At 56.5% G+C, this 18,190-nt stretch carries 17 protein-coding genes; all 17 read right to left on the reverse strand.

Annotation, left to right across the window (positions count from 1 at the left end):
• Positions 1–8: 8 nt before the first annotated feature.
• The 17 genes from pstB to mnmG all read right to left on the reverse strand — a co-directional run bounded on the left by pstB (position 9) and on the right by mnmG (position 17,966).
• On the reverse strand, positions 9–779 hold the full coding sequence (pstB, locus tag CRO23_RS23750; RefSeq protein WP_016929614.1) for a phosphate ABC transporter ATP-binding protein PstB: 771 nt from the start codon (positions 777–779) through the stop codon (positions 9–11).
• Positions 780–833: 54 nt separating this feature from the next.
• On the reverse strand, positions 834–1,724 hold the full coding sequence (gene pstA, locus CRO23_RS23755) for a phosphate ABC transporter permease PstA (protein ID WP_004933824.1): 891 nt from the start codon (positions 1,722–1,724) through the stop codon (positions 834–836).
• A 1-nt stretch (position 1,725) separates the two neighbouring features.
• Complete coding sequence (gene pstC, locus CRO23_RS23760; RefSeq protein ID WP_016929615.1) at positions 1,726–2,682, reverse strand: phosphate ABC transporter permease PstC; 957 nt, start codon at positions 2,680–2,682, stop codon at positions 1,726–1,728.
• 91 nt (positions 2,683–2,773) lie between these two features.
• On the reverse strand, positions 2,774–3,814 hold the full coding sequence (gene pstS / locus CRO23_RS23765; RefSeq protein WP_079450353.1) for a phosphate ABC transporter substrate-binding protein PstS: 1,041 nt from the start codon (positions 3,812–3,814) through the stop codon (positions 2,774–2,776).
• A gap of 335 nt (positions 3,815–4,149) precedes the next feature.
• Positions 4,150–5,979: a glutamine--fructose-6-phosphate transaminase (isomerizing) gene (glmS, locus tag CRO23_RS23770; RefSeq protein ID WP_097103044.1), complete on the reverse strand. Its 1,830-nt coding sequence runs from the start codon at positions 5,977–5,979 to the stop codon at positions 4,150–4,152.
• A 152-nt stretch (positions 5,980–6,131) separates the two neighbouring features.
• The gene (gene glmU / locus CRO23_RS23775) at positions 6,132–7,505 is read right to left on the reverse strand and encodes a bifunctional UDP-N-acetylglucosamine diphosphorylase/glucosamine-1-phosphate N-acetyltransferase GlmU (RefSeq protein ID WP_033634231.1); all 1,374 of its coding nucleotides are present in this window, start codon (positions 7,503–7,505) and stop codon (positions 6,132–6,134) included.
• A gap of 290 nt (positions 7,506–7,795) precedes the next feature.
• Positions 7,796–8,215 carry a F0F1 ATP synthase subunit epsilon gene (locus tag CRO23_RS23780; protein ID WP_004933814.1) on the reverse strand — a complete coding sequence of 140 codons (420 nt, stop codon included), beginning with the start codon at positions 8,213–8,215 and terminating at the stop codon, positions 7,796–7,798.
• Positions 8,216–8,235: 20 nt separating this feature from the next.
• Positions 8,236–9,618, reverse strand: coding sequence for a F0F1 ATP synthase subunit beta (gene atpD, locus CRO23_RS23785; protein ID WP_004933813.1), 1,383 nt, complete (start codon positions 9,616–9,618; stop codon positions 8,236–8,238).
• A 32-nt stretch (positions 9,619–9,650) separates the two neighbouring features.
• Positions 9,651–10,514 (reverse strand): F0F1 ATP synthase subunit gamma, encoded by an 864-nt coding sequence (atpG, locus tag CRO23_RS23790; protein WP_004933811.1) that lies wholly within the window; start codon positions 10,512–10,514, stop codon positions 9,651–9,653.
• Between the two features lie 59 nt (positions 10,515–10,573).
• Positions 10,574–12,115: a F0F1 ATP synthase subunit alpha gene (atpA, locus tag CRO23_RS23795; RefSeq protein ID WP_004933808.1), complete on the reverse strand. Its 1,542-nt coding sequence runs from the start codon at positions 12,113–12,115 to the stop codon at positions 10,574–10,576.
• Between the two features lie 12 nt (positions 12,116–12,127).
• Positions 12,128–12,661 carry a F0F1 ATP synthase subunit delta gene (gene atpH / locus CRO23_RS23800; protein ID WP_015376133.1) on the reverse strand — a complete coding sequence of 178 codons (534 nt, stop codon included), beginning with the start codon at positions 12,659–12,661 and terminating at the stop codon, positions 12,128–12,130.
• 14 nt (positions 12,662–12,675) lie between these two features.
• The gene (gene atpF / locus CRO23_RS23805) at positions 12,676–13,146 is read right to left on the reverse strand and encodes a F0F1 ATP synthase subunit B (protein WP_004933804.1); all 471 of its coding nucleotides are present in this window, start codon (positions 13,144–13,146) and stop codon (positions 12,676–12,678) included.
• Between the two features lie 57 nt (positions 13,147–13,203).
• A complete protein-coding gene (gene atpE / locus CRO23_RS23810; RefSeq protein WP_004093904.1) occupies positions 13,204–13,443 on the reverse strand; it encodes a F0F1 ATP synthase subunit C in 240 nt (79 codons plus the stop codon).
• Between the two features lie 49 nt (positions 13,444–13,492).
• Positions 13,493–14,272, reverse strand: a complete 780-nt coding sequence (gene atpB / locus CRO23_RS23815; protein WP_015376132.1) for a F0F1 ATP synthase subunit A — start codon at positions 14,270–14,272, stop codon at positions 13,493–13,495.
• Positions 14,273–14,294: 22 nt separating this feature from the next.
• On the reverse strand, positions 14,295–14,678 hold the full coding sequence (gene atpI, locus CRO23_RS23820; RefSeq protein ID WP_004933796.1) for a F0F1 ATP synthase subunit I: 384 nt from the start codon (positions 14,676–14,678) through the stop codon (positions 14,295–14,297).
• Between the two features lie 639 nt (positions 14,679–15,317).
• Complete coding sequence (rsmG, locus tag CRO23_RS23825; protein ID WP_015379471.1) at positions 15,318–15,938, reverse strand: 16S rRNA (guanine(527)-N(7))-methyltransferase RsmG; 621 nt, start codon at positions 15,936–15,938, stop codon at positions 15,318–15,320.
• 138 nt (positions 15,939–16,076) lie between these two features.
• Complete coding sequence (gene mnmG / locus CRO23_RS23830; protein WP_097103046.1) at positions 16,077–17,966, reverse strand: tRNA uridine-5-carboxymethylaminomethyl(34) synthesis enzyme MnmG; 1,890 nt, start codon at positions 17,964–17,966, stop codon at positions 16,077–16,079.
• Between the last annotated feature and the right edge of the window lie 224 nt (positions 17,967–18,190).

Here is an 18,190-nt window from a genome sequence, read left to right on the forward strand (position 1 = left end):
GCTTCCTATCAACCATAACGGCCAGTGATGTAGTCTTCAGTCTGCTTTTTCTGCGGCGCAGTGAACAGGTTATCAGTATCACTGAACTCGATCAGCTCGCCCAGATACATAAATGCGGTAGAGTCGGAGCAGCGCGCTGCCTGCTGCATGTTGTGCGTCACGATCACCACGGTGTAATCGGCCTTCAGTTCACTGATCAGCTCTTCAATCTTGCCGGTAGAGATCGGATCCAGCGCCGAGCAAGGCTCATCCAGCAACAGCACTTCCGGACGAATGGCGATGCCGCGGGCGATGCACAGACGCTGCTGCTGGCCGCCGGAGAGGCTGTAACCGCTCTGGTGCAGCTTGTCCTTGGTTTCGTTCCACAGCGCGGCCTTGGTCAGCGCCCACTGCACGCGCTCGTCCATATCGGCGCGCGACAGCTTTTCAAACAGGCGAACGCCGAAAGCGATGTTGTCGTAAATCGACATCGGGAACGGCGTCGGCTTCTGGAACACCATGCCGACCTTGGCGCGCAGCAACGCGATATCCGAGTTGTCGGTCAGGATGTTCTGGCCGTCCAGCAGAATGCCGCCTTCCGCACGCTGTTCCGGGTACAGCTGGTACATCTTGTTAAAGGTGCGCAGCAGGGTGGATTTGCCGCAGCCGGATGGGCCGATAAACGCGGTGACCTTGTTCTTGGCGATATCCAGCGTGATGTTCTTCAGCGCATGGAATTTGCCGTAGTAGAAGTTCAGATCACGTACCTGAATTTTGCTGCTGGAAGCGTCAGTAACCATACTCATCAAGACTTCTCTCTTTTCATCAGCGCCGCCAAAGCGGCGCTCAAAATTTTACGAATGCTTTTTCTTGGCGAAAATTACGCGCGCCAGGATATTCAGTAACAGTACGCACAGGGTGATCAACAGCACCCCGGCCCAGGCCAACTGTTGCCATTCGGCGAACGGGCTCATGGCGAATTTGAAGATGGTCACCGGCAGGTTGGCGATCGGCTGCATCAGGTCGGTGCTCCAGAACTGGTTCGACAGCGAGGTGAACAGCAGCGGCGCGGTTTCCCCCGCGATGCGCGCAATCGCCAGCAGCACGCCGGTGATGATGCCGGACACCGACGCCTTCAGCGTGATGGCGGAAATCATGCGCCATTTCGGCGTGCCCAGGGCATAGGCGGCCTCGCGCAGCGTATCCGGCACCAGCTTCAGCATGTTCTCGGTGGTGCGAATGACGATCGGCACCTGCAGCAACGCCAGCGCCACGATGCCGGCCCAACCGGAGAAGTGTTCCATCTTCGCCACCACAATGGTGTAAACGAACAGGCCCACTACGATCGACGGTGCGGACAGCAGGATGTCGTTGATAAAGCGGATCACTTCCGCCAGCCAAGATTTACGGCCGTATTCCGCCAGGTAGATGCCGGCCATGATGCCCAGCGGCGTACCGAAGAGGGTCGCCCACAGGATCAACAGGCCGCTGCCGGCGATGGCGTTGGCCAGGCCGCCGCCCGCGGTATTCGGCGGCGGGGTCATCTCGGTGAACAGCGCCAGCGACATGCCGTCGAAGCCTTTGGTGACGGTAGCGATCAGGATCCAGATCAGCCAGAACAGCCCGAACGCCATGGTCGCCATCGACAGGAACAGCGCGAGGCGATTTTTCTGCCGGCGCCAGGCCTGCATTTTGCGGCGGCTTTCCGCCAGAACGACTGCGTTTTGCATATCCATCGTCGCCATGTTAACGCCCCTCATTCTTGGCCAGACGCATGATCATCAGTTTCGACAGCGCCAGCACGATAAAGGTGATAACAAACAGAATCAGGCCCAGCTCCATCAGTGCGGCGGTGTGCACGCCGGACTCGGCTTCGGCGAATTCGTTGGCCAGCGCCGAGGTGATGCTGTTGCCCGGCATGTACAGCGAAGCGCTGTCGAGCTGATAAGTGTTGCCGATGATAAAGGTCACCGCCATGGTCTCCCCCAGCGCACGGCCCAGGCCCAGCATCACCCCGCCGATGACGCCGTTTTTGGTGAACGGCAGCACGATGCGCCAGATGACTTCCCAGGTGGTGCAGCCGATGCCGTAGGCCGACTCTTTCATCATCACCGGGGTCTGTTCGAACACGTCGCGCATCACTGCGGCGATGTAAGGAATGATCATGATCGCCAGGATCACCCCGGCGGCCAGGATGCCGATGCCGAAGGCCGGGCCGGAGAACAGCTCGCCGACGATTGGAATGCCCGACAGCACGTCGCCCACCGGCGTCTGGAAGTATTCGGCGAACAGCGGGGCGAACACGAACAGTCCCCACATGCCGTAGACGATGCTCGGAATGGCCGCCAGCAGCTCAATGGCGATGCCCAGCGGCCGCTTCAGCCAGTTCGGCGCCAGTTCGGTCAGGAACAGCGCGATGCCGAAGCTCACCGGCACGGCGATGATCAACGCGATAAGCGAGGTGACCACGGTGCCGTAGATCGGCACCAGCGCGCCGAACTGCTCCGCCGGCGCGTCCCACTCTTTGGTCCACAGGAACGCAAAGCCGAATTTCTGCATGCTTGGCCAGGAGGCGAAGATCAGCGAAACAATGATGCCGCCCAGCAACAATAGGGTAATCAGCGCAGCCAGTCTCACCAGCGCGCTGAAAATGATGTCACCGTTTTTGCCCGGTGCTTTGATGGTCGGCTTGTACTCAGCCATAGATTACTCTCTGTTTGAACCCTGGCAGCCCCAACCGGGATCGGAGCCTGAAGAACTGTGTGGGGCGCGGCGAACCCGCGCCCCTGCGTTGTTAGTACAGCGCTTTACCTGAACTGTCTTTTACGTTGGTTTTCCAGGCCGCACGCACCTGCTCAACCACTTCTGCCGGCAGGGTGGCGTAATCCAGCTCGTTAGCTTGTTTTGCACCGGTTTTGTAGGCCCAGTCGAAGAACTTCAGCACTTCGGCGCCCTGAACAGGGTTTTTCTGCTCTTTGTGCACCAGGATGAAGGTGGTGGAGGTGATTGGCCACACGTTGTCGCCTTTCTGGTCAGTCAGATCCTGAGCAAAGGTTTTGCTCCAATCTGCACCTTTGGCGGCGTTGCTGAAGCTCTCTTCGGTCGGGCTGACCGGTTTGCCGTCAGCGGACACCAGCTTGGTGTAAGCCAGGTTGTTCTGCTTGGCGTAAGCGTATTCTACGTAGCCGATAGAGCCTGGCAGACGCTGAACGAAGGCGGCGATGCCGTCGTTGCCTTTACCGCCCAGACCGGTCGGCCAGTTAACGGTAGAACCGGCGCCAATCTTTTCTTTCCACTGCGCATTGGCTTTGGACAGGTAGCTGGTGAACACGAACGAAGTGCCGGAACCGTCGGCGCGGCGCACTACGGCGATGTTTTGGTCAGGCAGTTTCACGCCTGGGTTCAGCTTGGTGATAGCCGGATCGTTCCATTTTTTGACGTTGCCCAGGTAGATGTCGCCCAGGGTTTTGCCGTCCAGCGTCAGTTCGCCGGATTTGATGCCCGGGATATTCACCGCCAGCACCACGCCGCCGATCACGGTCGGGAACTGGAACAGGCCGTCGGCCGCCAGCTTGTCGTCAGACAGCGGGGCGTCGGAAGCGCCAAAGTCAACGGTGTTGGCCACGATTTGCTTTACGCCGCCAGAGGAGCCGATGCCCTGATAGTTAACTTTGTTGCCAGTTTCTTTCTGATAAGAATCTGCCCACTTGGCGTAAACCGGAGCGGGGAATGTCGCACCTGCACCGGTCAGGCTGGCAGCAGCGAACGCGGACACGGCGGTCAGGGAGAAGGTCGCTGCCACAATACTGGCGACGGTGGTACGCATCAGTTTCATAATCCCTCCTAATGGGATACTTAAAATCGACTTCGAGTCGTTTTAATCAGAGTAAGTATTGCTGCAGGAGGGAAAATAGGACAGTTTGGTGACAGAAAAATGTACGCAATATGACAGTTATATTACAGTGCATTTAATGAGTGCTTGTTTGTATTTAAATCAGAAGGTTAGCCGTGAAACAGCACATTTCCCAAGCAATAAAAAACCGGCTTGGCGCGGCCTATCCGCTTGAATATGACAACGTTTATCACCGAAACGGCAGCGCTGTCATCTTTAAGGTCACTCATGAAAAAAGCCGGCGCTAAGGCCGGCTTTTGCAGTTTACCTGCGGCAAATTACTCTACGGTGACAGACTTCGCCAGGTTGCGCGGCTGGTCAACGTCGGTGCCTTTGATCAGCGCCACATGGTAAGACAGCAGCTGCAACGGCACGGTGTAGAAGATCGGCGCAACGATTTCCTCGACGTGCGGCAGAGGAATGATGGTCATGCCTTCGCTGCTGACGAAGCCGGCGTCCTGATCGGCGAACACGTACAGCTGGCCGCCGCGCGCGCGCACTTCTTCAATGTTGGACTTCAGCTTTTCCAGCAGTTCGTTGTTCGGCGCCACCACAATCACCGGCATATCGGCGTCGATCAGCGCCAGCGGGCCGTGTTTCAACTCGCCCGCCGCATAAGCTTCGGCGTGAATATAGGAGATCTCTTTCAGCTTCAGCGCCCCTTCCATGGCGATCGGATACTGATCGCCACGGCCGAGGAACAGCGCATGGTGCTTGTCGGAGAAGCCTTCCGCCAGCGCTTCGATATCTTTATCCATCGACAGCATCTGCTCGATACGCGCTGGCAACGCCTGCAGACCATGCACGATCTCGTGCTCCACGCTTTCCGCCATGCCTTTCAGACGGCCCAGGCGCGCCACCAGCATCAACAGCACGGTGAGCTGCGTGGTGAAGGCTTTGGTCGAGGCTACGCCGATTTCCGTGCCCGCTTTGGTCATCAACGCCAGATCGGATTCACGCACCAGCGAAGAGCCGGCAACGTTACAAACGGCCAGCGAACCGAGATAACCCAGTTCTTTGGACAGGCGCAGCGCCGCCAGAGTGTCGGCGGTTTCGCCGGACTGCGACAGAGTGATGATCAGGCTGCCCGGACGCACCGCCGATTTGCGGTAACGGAATTCGGACGCGATCTCGACATCGCACGGCACGCCGGCCAGCGCTTCGAACCAGTAACGCGCCACCATACCGGAGTGGTAAGAAGTGCCACAGGCGATAATCTGCACGTGCTGCACCTTGGCGAGCAGCTCGTCGGCGTGCGGCCCCAGCTCACTCAGGTTGATTTGGCCATGACTGAAACGCCCTTCCAGGGTGTTTTTCAGCGCCAGCGGCTGTTCGTAAATCTCTTTTTGCATGTAGTGGCGGTAAGCGCCCTTGTCGCCGGCGTCATACTGCACCTGGGACTCGATCTCAGGGCGCTCGATGGCGTTGCCCTGTTTGTCGAAAATGTTGACGGTGCGGCGAGTCACTTCCACCACGTCGCCCTCTTCCAGGAAGATGAAGCGGCGGGTGACCGGCAGCAGCGCCAGCTGATCGGAAGCGATGAAGTTTTCCCCAACGCCGCGGCCGATAACCAGCGGGCTACCGGAACGCGCCGCGACCAGCACGCTCGGATCGCGGCTGTCCATCACCACGGTGCCATAAGCGCCGCGCAGCTGCGGGATCACGCGCTGAACCACTTCCAGCAGCGTACCGCCTTGCAGTTGTTCCCAGTGCACCAGGTGCGCAATCACTTCGGTATCGGTTTCAGAGCTGAAACGGTAACCACGTTCAATCAGCAGTTCGCGCAGCGGCTCGTGGTTTTCGATGATGCCGTTATGCACCACGGTAATGTAGTCGGAAACATGCGGGTGCGCGTTCGCTTCGGTCGGTTCACCGTGCGTAGCCCAACGGGTGTGAGCGATGCCGGTACCGCCGTGCAGATCGGTTTGTTCCGCCGCTTCGGCCAGCTTTTGTACCTTGCCAACGCGACGCAGGCGACTGACGTTGCCTTTTTCATCGACCACCGCCAGACCGGCGGAGTCATAACCGCGGTACTCGAGACGACGTAAACCTTCCAACAGGATTTCTGCGATATCACGTTGCGCTACTGCGCCTACAATTCCACACATTCAGTTATATTCCTAATGAACGCCCTTCATGGGCGCTTTCGATGCCTTGACCTGATTTTTGCCGGTTTTTACCGTGCGCCCCCGAGCCTGTAGATGGTGGGGATTATTATGTTTTGTATTGGGCTCGTGAACGGAGCCCAACGCAAAACACACTATGACTTCTTCTTCACCGGACGTTGCCAGCCCTGAATGTGCACCTGCTTGACGCGGCTCAACACCAGTTCGTTCTCGGCGATATCGCGCGTCACCGTGGTGCCGGCGGCGATGGTGGAGCCTTTGCCGACCGACACCGGCGCCACCAGCTGAGTATCGGAACCGACGAACACGCCGTCGCCGATCAGCGTCTTGTGCTTGTTGGCGCCATCGTAGTTGCAGGTGATGGTGCCGGCGCCGATATTCACGTCATCGCCGATTTCAGCATCGCCCAGGTAGCTGAGGTGACCGGCCTTGGAGCCTTTGCCCAGGCGCGCCTTTTTCATTTCCACGAAGTTGCCGACGTGAGCCCCTGCCGCCAGCTCCGCGCCTGGGCGCAAGCGGGCGAACGGCCCCACCGTGCAGTCTGCTTCCAGCACGCTGTCTTCCAGCACGCTGTAAGGGCTGATCTCGCAGTCATCACCGATCACGCAGTTTTTCAGCACGCAGCCGGCGCCGATTCTCACCCGATCGCCCAGCTTGACGTGACCTTCGATAATCACATTCGCATCAATAGTGATATCACGGCCGTGAACAAGTTCCCCGCGCAGATCGAAACGCGCCGGATCCAGCAGCATAACGCCGGCCAACAGCAGCTTTTCAGACTGTTCCGACTGGAATACGCGCTCCAGAGTCGCCAGCTGCAGACGGTTGTTCACGCCTTCCACTTCACTTAAACGCGACGGGTGCACGGCTTCGATTTTCTTGCCGTCGGCATGGGCCAACGCAATGATATCGGTGATGTAAAACTCGCCCTGTGCGTTGTCGTTATTCAACATTCCCAGCCAGCGTTTCAGATCGCGCCCGTTCGCCACCAGGATGCCGGTATTGATCTCGTTGATCTGCCGCTGCGCTTCACTGGCGTCTTTATGCTCGACGATGCCCACCACGTCGCCGTTCTCACGCACGATGCGGCCATAGCCGCTCGGATCGTCCAGCTTGACCGTCAGCAGGCCGATGCCGCCCTGCGGTTTAGCCGCCAACAGGCGTTGCAGCGTATCGACGGAGATCAGCGGCACGTCGCCGTACAGCATCAGCACGTCTTCATCATCGGCAAAATGCGGCGCGGCCTGCTGCATTGCGTGACCGGTACCCAGTTGCTCGGCCTGCAGCACCCAGTTCAGCGCGCCGTCAGTCAACGTGCTTTTCAGCAAATCGCCGCCGTGGCCGTATACCAGGTGAACATGTTGCGCACCCAGCTTCATCGCGGCATCAATGACGTGTTGCACCATCGGCTTGCCGGCCAACGGGTGCAACACTTTGGGAAGATCGGAATACATGCGCGTACCCTTGCCTGCGGCGAGGATAACTACGCTCATTGCGCTGTTCGACATAAGCAACCTGATAACTCCATTTTGATAGACGAAAGTAAAACCGTTTAGCGACGATATTACTACATATTTCTCATCACGAACCCGGCGCAGGCCGCGCGGCGCGTGGTCTGTCACCACCATGCCCAATTCAGCTCCAGGGCAAAAAAACTGTCGGCGTTCGGCGACGTTTCTTGCCCGATATCAGGGGTTATACACCACTCTGCCAGCCGGGCCGAAATGCTTATTTTAAAGTAAAAAAAAAGCGACCCTATGGGCCGCTTTCTTAAAGTTGGGTGCAGAGCACCCAAACATTACATCGCTTTTCTGGTGAGCTCGATAACGCGCAGTTTTGCGATCGCTTTCGCCAGTTCAGCGGATGCCTGAGCATAGTCGACATCGCCATGAGAGCTGCGAATGTGTTCTTCAGCTTTACGCTTAGCTTCCAACGCTCTCGCTTCGTCGAGGTCAGTACCACGGATAGCAGTGTCCGCCAGCACGGTAACCACGCTCGGCTGCACCTCGAGGATGCCGCCGGACAGGTAGATGAACTCTTCTTCACCGTGCTGCTTAACAATACGCACCATGCCAGGCTTGATGGCAGTCAGCAGCGGCGCATGGCCAGGGAAGATCCCCAGTTCACCTTCGCTGCCTGTCACCTGGATCTTCTGCACCAGGCCGGAAAACATCTGTTTTTCCGCGCTGACTACATCCAGATGGTAAGTCATAGCCATATCACCCTCCTCTCAAGGCGTTACAGTTTCTTGGCTTTTTCCACTGCTTCTTCAATGGTGCCAACCATGTAGAACGCCTGCTCCGGCAGGTGGTCATAGTCGCCGTCCATAATGCCTTTGAAACCACGGATGGTGTCTTTCAGCGATACGAACTTGCCCGGAGAACCGGTGAAGACTTCTGCCACGAAGAACGGCTGAGACAGGAAGCGTTGGATCTTACGCGCACGGGATACGACCAGCTTGTCTTCTTCAGACAGCTCGTCCATACCCAGGATCGCGATGATATCTTTCAGTTCCTGGTAGCGTTGCAGAATGGACTGCACGCCACGCGCTACGTCGTAGTGCTCCTGGCCAACGACCAGCGGATCCAGCTGACGGCTGGTGGAATCCAGCGGGTCAACGGCCGGGTAGATACCCAGAGAAGCGATGTTACGGCTCAGTACCACGGTTGCGTCCAAGTGCGCAAAGGTGGTGGCTGGAGACGGGTCAGTCAAGTCATCCGCAGGAACGTAAACGGCCTGTACGGAAGTGATGGAACCGGTCTTGGTCGAGGTGATACGTTCTTGCAGAACGCCCATCTCTTCCGCCAGCGTTGGCTGATAACCTACCGCGGATGGCATACGGCCCAGAAGTGCGGACACTTCGGTACCGGCCAGGGTGTAACGGTAGATGTTGTCAACGAACAGCAGAACGTCACGGCCTTCGTCACGGAATTTCTCCGCCATGGTCAGACCGGTCAGCGCAACGCGCAGACGGTTACCTGGTGGCTCGTTCATCTGGCCGTAAACCAGGGATACTTTGTCCAGAACGTTGGAGTCGGTCATTTCGTGGTAGAAGTCGTTACCCTCACGAGTACGCTCGCCCACGCCCGCAAACACGGAATAACCGGAGTGCTCGATCGCGATGTTACGGATCAGCTCCATCATGTTTACGGTTTTACCTACGCCCGCACCGCCGAACAGACCGACTTTACCGCCCTTGGCGAACGGACAAATCAGGTCCATTACCTTGATACCGGTTTCCAGCAGTTCCTGGGAGCTGGACAGCTCTTCGTAGCTTGGCGCCGCGCGGTGAATCGCCCAACGCTCTTCTTCGCCGATGTCGCCTTTCATGTCGATCGGTTGACCCAATACGTTCATGATACGGCCCAGGGTAGCTTTACCCACCGGCACTTCAATCGGGTGGTCCAGGTTGTTCACTTTCAGACCGCGACGCAGACCGTCGGAGGTCCCCATTGCGATACAGCGAACCACGCCACCGCCCAGCTGTTGCTGAACTTCCAACACCAGTTTTTCGGTGCCGTTTTCTACCTCAAGGGCGTCGTACACTTTCGGTACGGCATCCTGAGGGAACTCGACGTCCACCACGGCGCCGATTACCTGGATAATCTTTCCAGTAGCCATCTTGAATCCTCTACGTAATTCGTAAACCTAGCTTAAACCGCGGAGGCTCCCGAAACGATCTCGGTGAGTTCCTGAGTGATGCTGGCCTGACGCGCCTTGTTGTATACCAACTGCAGCTCTTTGATCAGGCTACCGCCGTTATCGGTTGCGGCTTTCATCGCGACCATTCGTGCGGCCTGCTCGCTGGCCAGGTTTTCCACGACGCCCTGATAAACCTGCGACTCCACATAGCGGCGCAGCAAGGTATCAAGCAGCACTTTTGGATCGGGTTCATACAGGTAATCCCAAGGCGTTTTCTTCAGCTCTTCGTCATCGGCTGGCGGTAACGGCAGCAGCTGAAGCACCTGCGGCTCTTGGGACATCGTATTAACAAATTTGTTGCTGACAATGTACAGCTTGTCCAAACGACCTTCGTCGTAGGCCTGCAGCATCACTTTCACCGGCCCGATCAGATCCGACAGGGAAGGTTTGTCCCCCATGCCGGTCACCTGGGCAACCACGTTGCCGCCCACGGAACCAAAGAAAGAGGCCGCTTTAGAGCCAATCAGCGCCAAATCGGTTTCGACGCCTTTTTCGGACCAGGCTTTCATCTCCGCCAGCAGCTTTTTGAACAGGTTGATGTTCAAGCCGCCGCAGAGACCACGGTCAGTAGACACCACCAGATACCCGACGCGCTTAACGTCACGCTCATCCAGGTACGGGTGCTTGTACTCCAGATTCCCTAACGCAAGGTGACCAATCACTTTGCGCATGGTCTCTGCATAAGGACGGCTGGCCGCCATGCGATCCTGCGATTTACGCATTTTGGAGGCGGCGACCATTTCCATCGCTTTAGTGATCTTTTGCGTGTTTTGCACGCTAGCGATCTTACTACGTATCTCTTTTGCGCCGGCCATCTCTGCTTCTCCTCAGTGCCAGACGGCCTGCTGTCTTTCAACAGCAGGACCGTTCGGCGTTACCAGGACTGGGTTTTCTTGAAGGTCTCGAGGATGTCTTTCAACTTGCCCTCGATCTCATCATTGAAGTTGCCAGTTTGGTTGATGTGGTTCAGCAGTTCGGCGTGCTCGCGGTCCGCATAGGCTACCAGCGCGGCTTCGAAGCTCACCACTTTGGCGACTTCGACGTCGTTCAGGTAACCGCGTTCTGCGGCAAACAGCACCAGAGACTGTTGTGCAACCGACATCGGCGCATACTGTTTCTGTTTCAGCAGCTCGGTCACTTTCTGACCGTGGCTCAGCTGTTTGCGGGTCGCGTCGTCCAGATCGGAGGCGAACTGGGAGAACGCAGCCAATTCACGATACTGCGCCAGCGCGGTACGGATACCGCCGGACAGTTTCTTCATGATCTTGGTCTGCGCGGCGCCACCAACACGGGATACGGAGATACCCGGGTTAACTGCCGGACGAATACCGGAGTTGAACAGGTTGGATTCCAGGAAGATCTGACCATCGGTAATCGAGATTACGTTGGTCGGAACGAACGCGGAAACGTCACCCGCCTGGGTTTCAATGATCGGCAGAGCGGTCAGTGAACCGGTTTGGCCTTTAACTTCACCTTTGGTGAAGGCTTCAACGTATTCGGCGTTGACGCGCGCTGCGCGCTCCAGCAAGCGGGAGTGCAGGTAGAATACGTCGCCTGGGTAAGCTTCACGACCTGGCGGACGACGAAGCAGCAGGGAAATCTGGCGGTAAGCAACGGCCTGTTTGGACAGGTCATCGTACACGATCAGCGCGTCTTCACCGCGGTCACGGAAGTATTCGCCCATTGCGCAACCGGCGTATGGCGCCAGGTATTGCAGTGCGGCGGATTCGGAAGCGGTCGCCACCACCACGATGGTGTTGGCCAGTGCACCGTGCTCTTCCAGTTTGCGCACCACGTTAGCGATGGTGGACGCTTTCTGGCCGATAGCCACGTAAACGCATTTGATGCCGGAGTCGCGTTGGTTGATGATCGCATCGATCGCCAGCGCGGTTTTACCGGTCTGACGGTCACCGATCACCAGCTCACGCTGGCCACGGCCGATTGGAATCATGGCGTCAACGGATTTGTAGCCAGTCTGAACCGGCTGATCAACGGACTGACGCTCGATAACGCCTGGCGCGATAGCTTCTACCGGAGAGAAGCCGTCGTTCTCAATCGGGCCTTTGCCGTCGATTGGCGCGCCCAGGGTGTTAACTACGCGGCCCAGCAGACCACGACCGACTGGAACTTCCAGGATACGGCCGGTGCATTTAACCTTCATGCCTTCGGCCAGATCCGCGTACGGACCCATGACCACGGCACCGACGGAGTCGCGCTCCAGGTTCAATGCGATTGCGTAACGGTTGCCAGGCAGCGCGATCATTTCGCCCTGCATAACTTCGGCCAGGCCGTGTACGCGGATGATCCCGTCGCTGACGGAAACGATAGTACCTTCATTGTGAGCTTCGCTCACTACATTGAACTGAGCAATGCGCTGCTTGATCAGTTCGCTGATTTCGGTGGAATTCAGTTGCATGCTCCAGTCCCCTTAAGACTGCAAGACGTCTGTCAGGCGTTCAAGACGACCGCGAACGCTGCCATCAATCACCATATCGCCGGCGCGAACAACGATGCCGGCCAGTACAGACTTGTCAATTTTGCAATTCAGCTTAACTTTGCGTGACAGACGTTTTTCCATCGCAGCGGCGATTTTCGCCTGCTGTTCGTCGTTCAGCGCGCTCGCAGAGAGCACTTCGACTTCGACGGTGGATTCCAGCGAGGCGCGCAGTTCGATGAACTGCTGCAGCACGGCAGGAAGAACCAGTAAACGTCCATTTTCGGCCATTACACGGATAAAGTTCTGGCCATGTTCGTCGAGCCGATCGCCACAAACCGCGATGAACGTCTTGGACAGCGTTTCTGGCGCAACCGCGCCAGACAGCAGTTCAGAAATCTGTTCATTGCGAGTGACTTCAGCCGCAAACGCCAGCATGTCCTGCCAGCGCTCTACGCTTTGGTGCTCAACGGCAAAGTCAAAAGCTGCTTTGGCGTAGGGGCGAGCTACAGTTACAAATTCAGACATCAGCCCCTCCCTCCTTACAGTTCAGCGACCAGTTTATCAACGATGTCGCTGTTAGCAGCTTCATCCACGGAACGTTCGATGATCTTCTCGGCGCCGGCAATTGCCAGCATCGCGACTTGCTTACGCAACTCTTCACGAGCGCGCTTACGTTCGGCTTCGATCTCAGCCTGAGCCTGCGCCACGATTTTGTTACGTTCCTGCTCGGCTTCGGCTTTCGCTTCATCCATGATCTGAGCTTTGCGTTTGTTCGCTTGCTCGATGATCACCTGAGCTTCTGCTTTGGCAGTTTTCAGCTGGTCGGTCGCATTGGCTTGCGCTAAGTCCAGATCTTTTTTGGCACGCTCTGCAGAAGCGAGGCCGTCAGCGATTTCTTTCTGACGTTTCTCGATGGCAGCCATGATCGGCGGCCATACGTACTTCATGCAGAACCAGACAAACAGAACGAACGCGATGGCCTGGCCGAGGATTGTTGCGTTAAGATTCACAGCACAATGCCTCTTTAAAAGTTAATAGTTTGGTTACGTCGTAGAGGGTTGCTCTACTTACGCGACGGCGAACATCACGTACAGACCCAGACCTACAGCGATCATCGGGATGGCGTCGACCAGACCCATAACGATAAAGAACTGTGTACGCAGCAGAGGAATCAGGTCAGGCTGACGAGCAGCGCCTTCCAAGAATTTACCACCCAGGATGCCGATACCGATCGCAGCACCGATTGCCGCTAAACCCATCATCACAGCGGCAGCCATGTACAGCAGATCCATACTCAGGTTTTCCATGACAGTCTCCAGTTTGTTTCAGTTTAAAAGTGCAAGTGTTTTAAGAAAATCAGTGCTCTTCAGACGCCATCGACAGATAGACGATCGTCAGAACCATGAAAATAAAGGCTTGAAGCGTAATGATCAGGATGTGGAAGATAGCCCAAGGCAAGCTCAGGACCCACTGTGACCACCACGGCAACAGGCCGGCAATCAGGATGAAGATCAACTCACCCGCATACATGTTGCCGAACAGTCGCAGACCCAGTGAAACAGGTTTGGACAGCAGGCTGACACCTTCAAGAATCAGGTTGATAGGAATGAATACAGGGTGGTTGAACGGCTGCATGGTCAACTCTTTAACAAACCCGCCAACGCCTTTCATTTTGATGCTATAGAACAGAATCAGGATGAACACGCCCAGCGCCATCGACAGCGTGACGTTCACATCGGCGGTAGGCACGACGCGCAGCGCAGGCAGGCCGAGGATGTGTTCGCCAACGTAAGGCAGGAAGTCGATGGGCAGCAGGTCCATCAAGTTCATCAGGAACACCCAGACGAACACGGTCAGCGCCAGCGGCGCAATCACCTTGCTCTTGCCGTGGTACATGTCGCGCACGCTGCTGTCGACGAAACCGACCACCAGCTCCACGGCGGTTTGCAGTTTACCCGGCACGCCGCTGGTGGCGTTTTTGGCCACTTTGCGGAAGATCACCAGGAAAAGCGCCCCGAGGACGACGGAGAAAAACATCGAGTCGATGTTGATCGACCAGAACCCAGTCCCGACCTGAAGCTGCGTCAGGTGGTGACCGATATACTCCTGTGGAGTCAAGACTTCTCCTGCAGACATGATGCCTCTTACCCTTATTTAGTTAAGTTCGGTAACTGTTAATCACGGCCGGTGCCACTATCTGCACCACTAACACCGCTAAATAGGTCAGGCCAAGCGGTATAAACTCCGCCTTGAACACCCCCAGCGCCACGATCAGCAAAACGATGGTGATCACGACCTTTAGCCCCTCGCCGATGGCGAACGACCAGGCAACCCTACCGGGCGCCGGCGTTTGCGCCTGATGGCGCAAGGCAAACAGCATAAACATTGCACTCGGCAACCAGGCGGCGAGACCGCCTGCCAGCGCCGAAGCGCTCCATTCCGGGCTTTTCAGCCAGAAAGCAACGCTGATCAGAACAAAAGTCATTAACTGCAAAAACAGCAGTTTGCGTGCGACTTTCCCGCTGTAAAGGGACACAGACATGACGTTTGTTCTCTCCGTACCCCAGAGGGGGTATGCTGAGTGACGTATACAACTGTTTTTGCTGTCCTGAGTCAAGCAGCAAAAAACGAGCAAATTATACGGGGCATACCAACGAATTCAATCGATAAGTAGCGAAAAGGTGAACAATTATTTAAATTTCCCTATTCCAGCCTATTTTCACAAGAAAACGGTCGGAATAATAGGGCGCATTTAATTGTCTGATTATTCCAGCGTTGCGTTTAGAAACGCGAAGCCGATCACAGTAATGTCCCTTCCTGATTTATAGCCGATGGTCAACCAAACCGTCTTTAGCAATTTGAGCGATCAAAAAATTATATAAATCAAAACATTACCAGTTAACTGTTCAAAAACAATCCGTATACCCGATGAAAACCTTTTATTGACAAGCAGCGGGGCAATATTCCAACAGCCAATTAACATTAGCAGCAAACGCCAATCTTTCGCACATGATTGCTAACGTGACTATTTCCAAATGCAATTACTCTATTGTCGCTAATTAGCCGCGTTTTTTGTGTTAATAGAAAGTAAATTAACTAAAAAAAGCGACCAACTAATTAGCCTGCTTACCTTTCTGCTTGGTACGACCTTTAATTCACGCTTGTTTGATCAAAAGCAAACTCAGTTTGCCTTAAGAATCACCAGATGACGTTCGCCTTCCAGTTCAGGCACCTGCAGCCGCACGATGGACTCCAGGCTAACGCCAGCCGGCAGCTGCGTCAGTTCTTCATCCGGACGCACGCCTTTCAACGCGTAAAAACGCCCCTGCCCTTTCGCCGGCAGGTGATGGCACCAGGACAGCATATCCTGCAGCGAAGCGAATGCCCGGCTGATCACGCCATCGAACGGCGGCTCGGCCGGAAACGCTTCGACGCGGCTCTGCACCGGCTCGATATTGTTCAGGCCCAGCTCATGCTGCACCTGACGCAGAAAACGCACGCGCTTGCCCAGGCTGTCGAGCAGCGTGAAATGCGCGTCCGGGCGCACGATCGCCAGCGGAATGCCCGGTAAACCGGGGCCGGTGCCGACATCGATAAAACGCGAGCCCTGCAGATGCGGATTGACCACAATACTGTCGAGGATGTGGCGCACCAGCATTTGTTGCGGATCGCGCACCGACGTGAGGTTATAAGCCTTGTTCCACTTATCCAGCATGCCGACATAGCCCAGCAGCTGCTGTTTCTGCTGATCGGGCAGCTCAATGCCAGCTGCCGCGAGCAGCGAGTCTAATTTTTTTTGCACAACGGATCCTCTGGCAGGCGCTGAACGACCAGCGGATGGTTAGCTGGCGCAATGAGGCGACTATGATAATTCAGGGCGCAAGTGATGTCAGCGGCCGTTTGGCTACGGGTTGAGCAAACGGCCGCCTGGATGCGGGATTTATGCGCTGCGGCGCAGCAGCCCCTGCTTTTTCAGCCAGATCAGCAAAATCGAGATCGCCGCCGGCGTAATGCCGGAGATGCGCGAAGCCTGGCCGATGGAGTTCGGTTTGTGATCGTTCAGCTTGGCGATCACTTCGTTCGACAGTCCCGAAACCTGACGGTAGTCGAGATCCAACGGCAACATGGTGTTCTCGTTGCGCTGCTGTTTTTCGATCTCTTCCTGTTGGCGAGCGATGTAGCCTTCGTATTTGACCTGGATCTCGACCTGCTCGGCGGCTTGGACGTCGTCCAGCGGTGGCGCGAAAGCGTCGGTGCCGGTCAACTGCGCGTAATCCATCTCCGGGCGACGCAGCAGTTCTTCGCCGTTCGCTTCACGCGACAGCGGCGCTTTCAGCAACGCATTGACCTGTTCGACGTTCTCGGCGTGCGGGTGCATCCAGATGTCGCGCAGGCGCTGACGTTCGCGTTCGATCCGCTCCAGCTTCTCGCTGTAGCGCGCCCAACGCACGTCGTCCACCAGGCCCAGCTCGCGGCCTTTTTCCGTCAGGCGGAGATCGGCGTTGTCTTCGCGCAGCATCAGACGATACTCGGCACGAGAGGTAAACATGCGGTACGGCTCTTTGGTACCAAGGGTGCTGAGATCGTCCACCAGCACGCCGAGATAGGCCTGATCGCGACGTGGCGCCCAGCCCTCTTGTTCATCGGCGAAACGCCCGGCATTCAGACCGGCCAGCAAGCCCTGCGCGGCGGCTTCTTCATACCCGGTGGTGCCGTTGATCTGGCCGGCGAAGAACAGGCCCTGAATGAATTTGCTTTCCAGCGTCGGCTTCAGATCGCGCGGATCGAAGAAATCGTACTCGATGGCATAACCAGGGCGAATAATACGCGCGTTCTGCATTCCTTCCATCGAACGGACGATCTGCATCTGCACATCGAAAGGCAAGCTGGTGGAAATCCCGTTAGGGTAAATCTCGTTGCTGGTCAGGCCTTCCGGCTCAAGGAAGATCTGGTGCGCGTTGCGATCGGCAAAACGCATGACCTTGTCTTCGATCGACGGGCAGTAACGTGGGCCGATCCCTTCGATGATCCCGGCATACATCGGGCTGCGATCGAGGTTATTGCGGATCACGTCATGGGTTTTTTCATTGGTGTGGGTGATGTAGCACGCCATTTGTTCCGGGTGCTGGCTGGCATCGCCCAGGAACGAGAATACCGGCACCGGCGTATCGCCGTGTTGCGGCGCCAGTACGCTGAAATCGATAGTGCGGGCGTCGATGCGCGGCGGCGTACCGGTTTTCAAGCGGTTAACGCGCAGCGGCAGTTCACGCAAACGCTGCGACAGCGAGATCGAAGGAGGATCCCCGGCGCGGCCGCCGCTGTAATTCTCCAGACCGATATGGATCTTGCCGTCCAGGAAGGTGCCTACGGTCAATACCACCGCCTTGGCGCGGAATTTCAGGCCCATTTGGGTGACGGCGCCGACTACGCGATCGTTTTCGACGATCAGATCCTCAACCGGCTGTTGGAAGATCATCAGGTTGGGCTGGTTCTCCAACGCGGTACGGATCGCCTGGCGATACAAGACGCGATCCGCCTGAGCGCGAGTGGCGCGAACGGCAGGGCCTTTGCTGGCGTTTAGTATCCTAAACTGGATGCCGGCATGATCGATCGCCGTCGCCATCAAGCCGCCGAGCGCATCAATTTCCTTAACCAGATGCCCTTTACCAATACCGCCAATCGCCGGGTTACAGGACATCTGTCCCAGCGTATCGATATTGTGTGTCAATAATAAAGTCTGACGTCCCATGCGCGCCGCGGCCATGGCGGCCTCGGTACCTGCATGGCCACCACCGATGATGATGACGTCAAATTGATCTGGATAAAACATGGAACTGCACCTCGCCGTATTGCGAACGATCGTATTTGCCCTGGGGTCGGGGATTCTACTCAAGTTTAGACGATCGACCAAGTGGTCCGGATCGTCGGTAATTAAAAGAAGATCTTTTTTATTTAAAGATCTCTTTATTAGATCTCTTATTAGGATCGCGATCCTCTGTGGATAAGTAACTATTCACGATGAAGATCAGCAGATTAAGGAGGATCGTTTGCTGT

It is taken from the genome of Serratia sp. JKS296, from assembly GCF_900215445.1.
In the GTDB taxonomy this organism is placed as follows: Bacteria; Pseudomonadota; Gammaproteobacteria; order Enterobacterales; family Enterobacteriaceae; genus Serratia; species Serratia marcescens.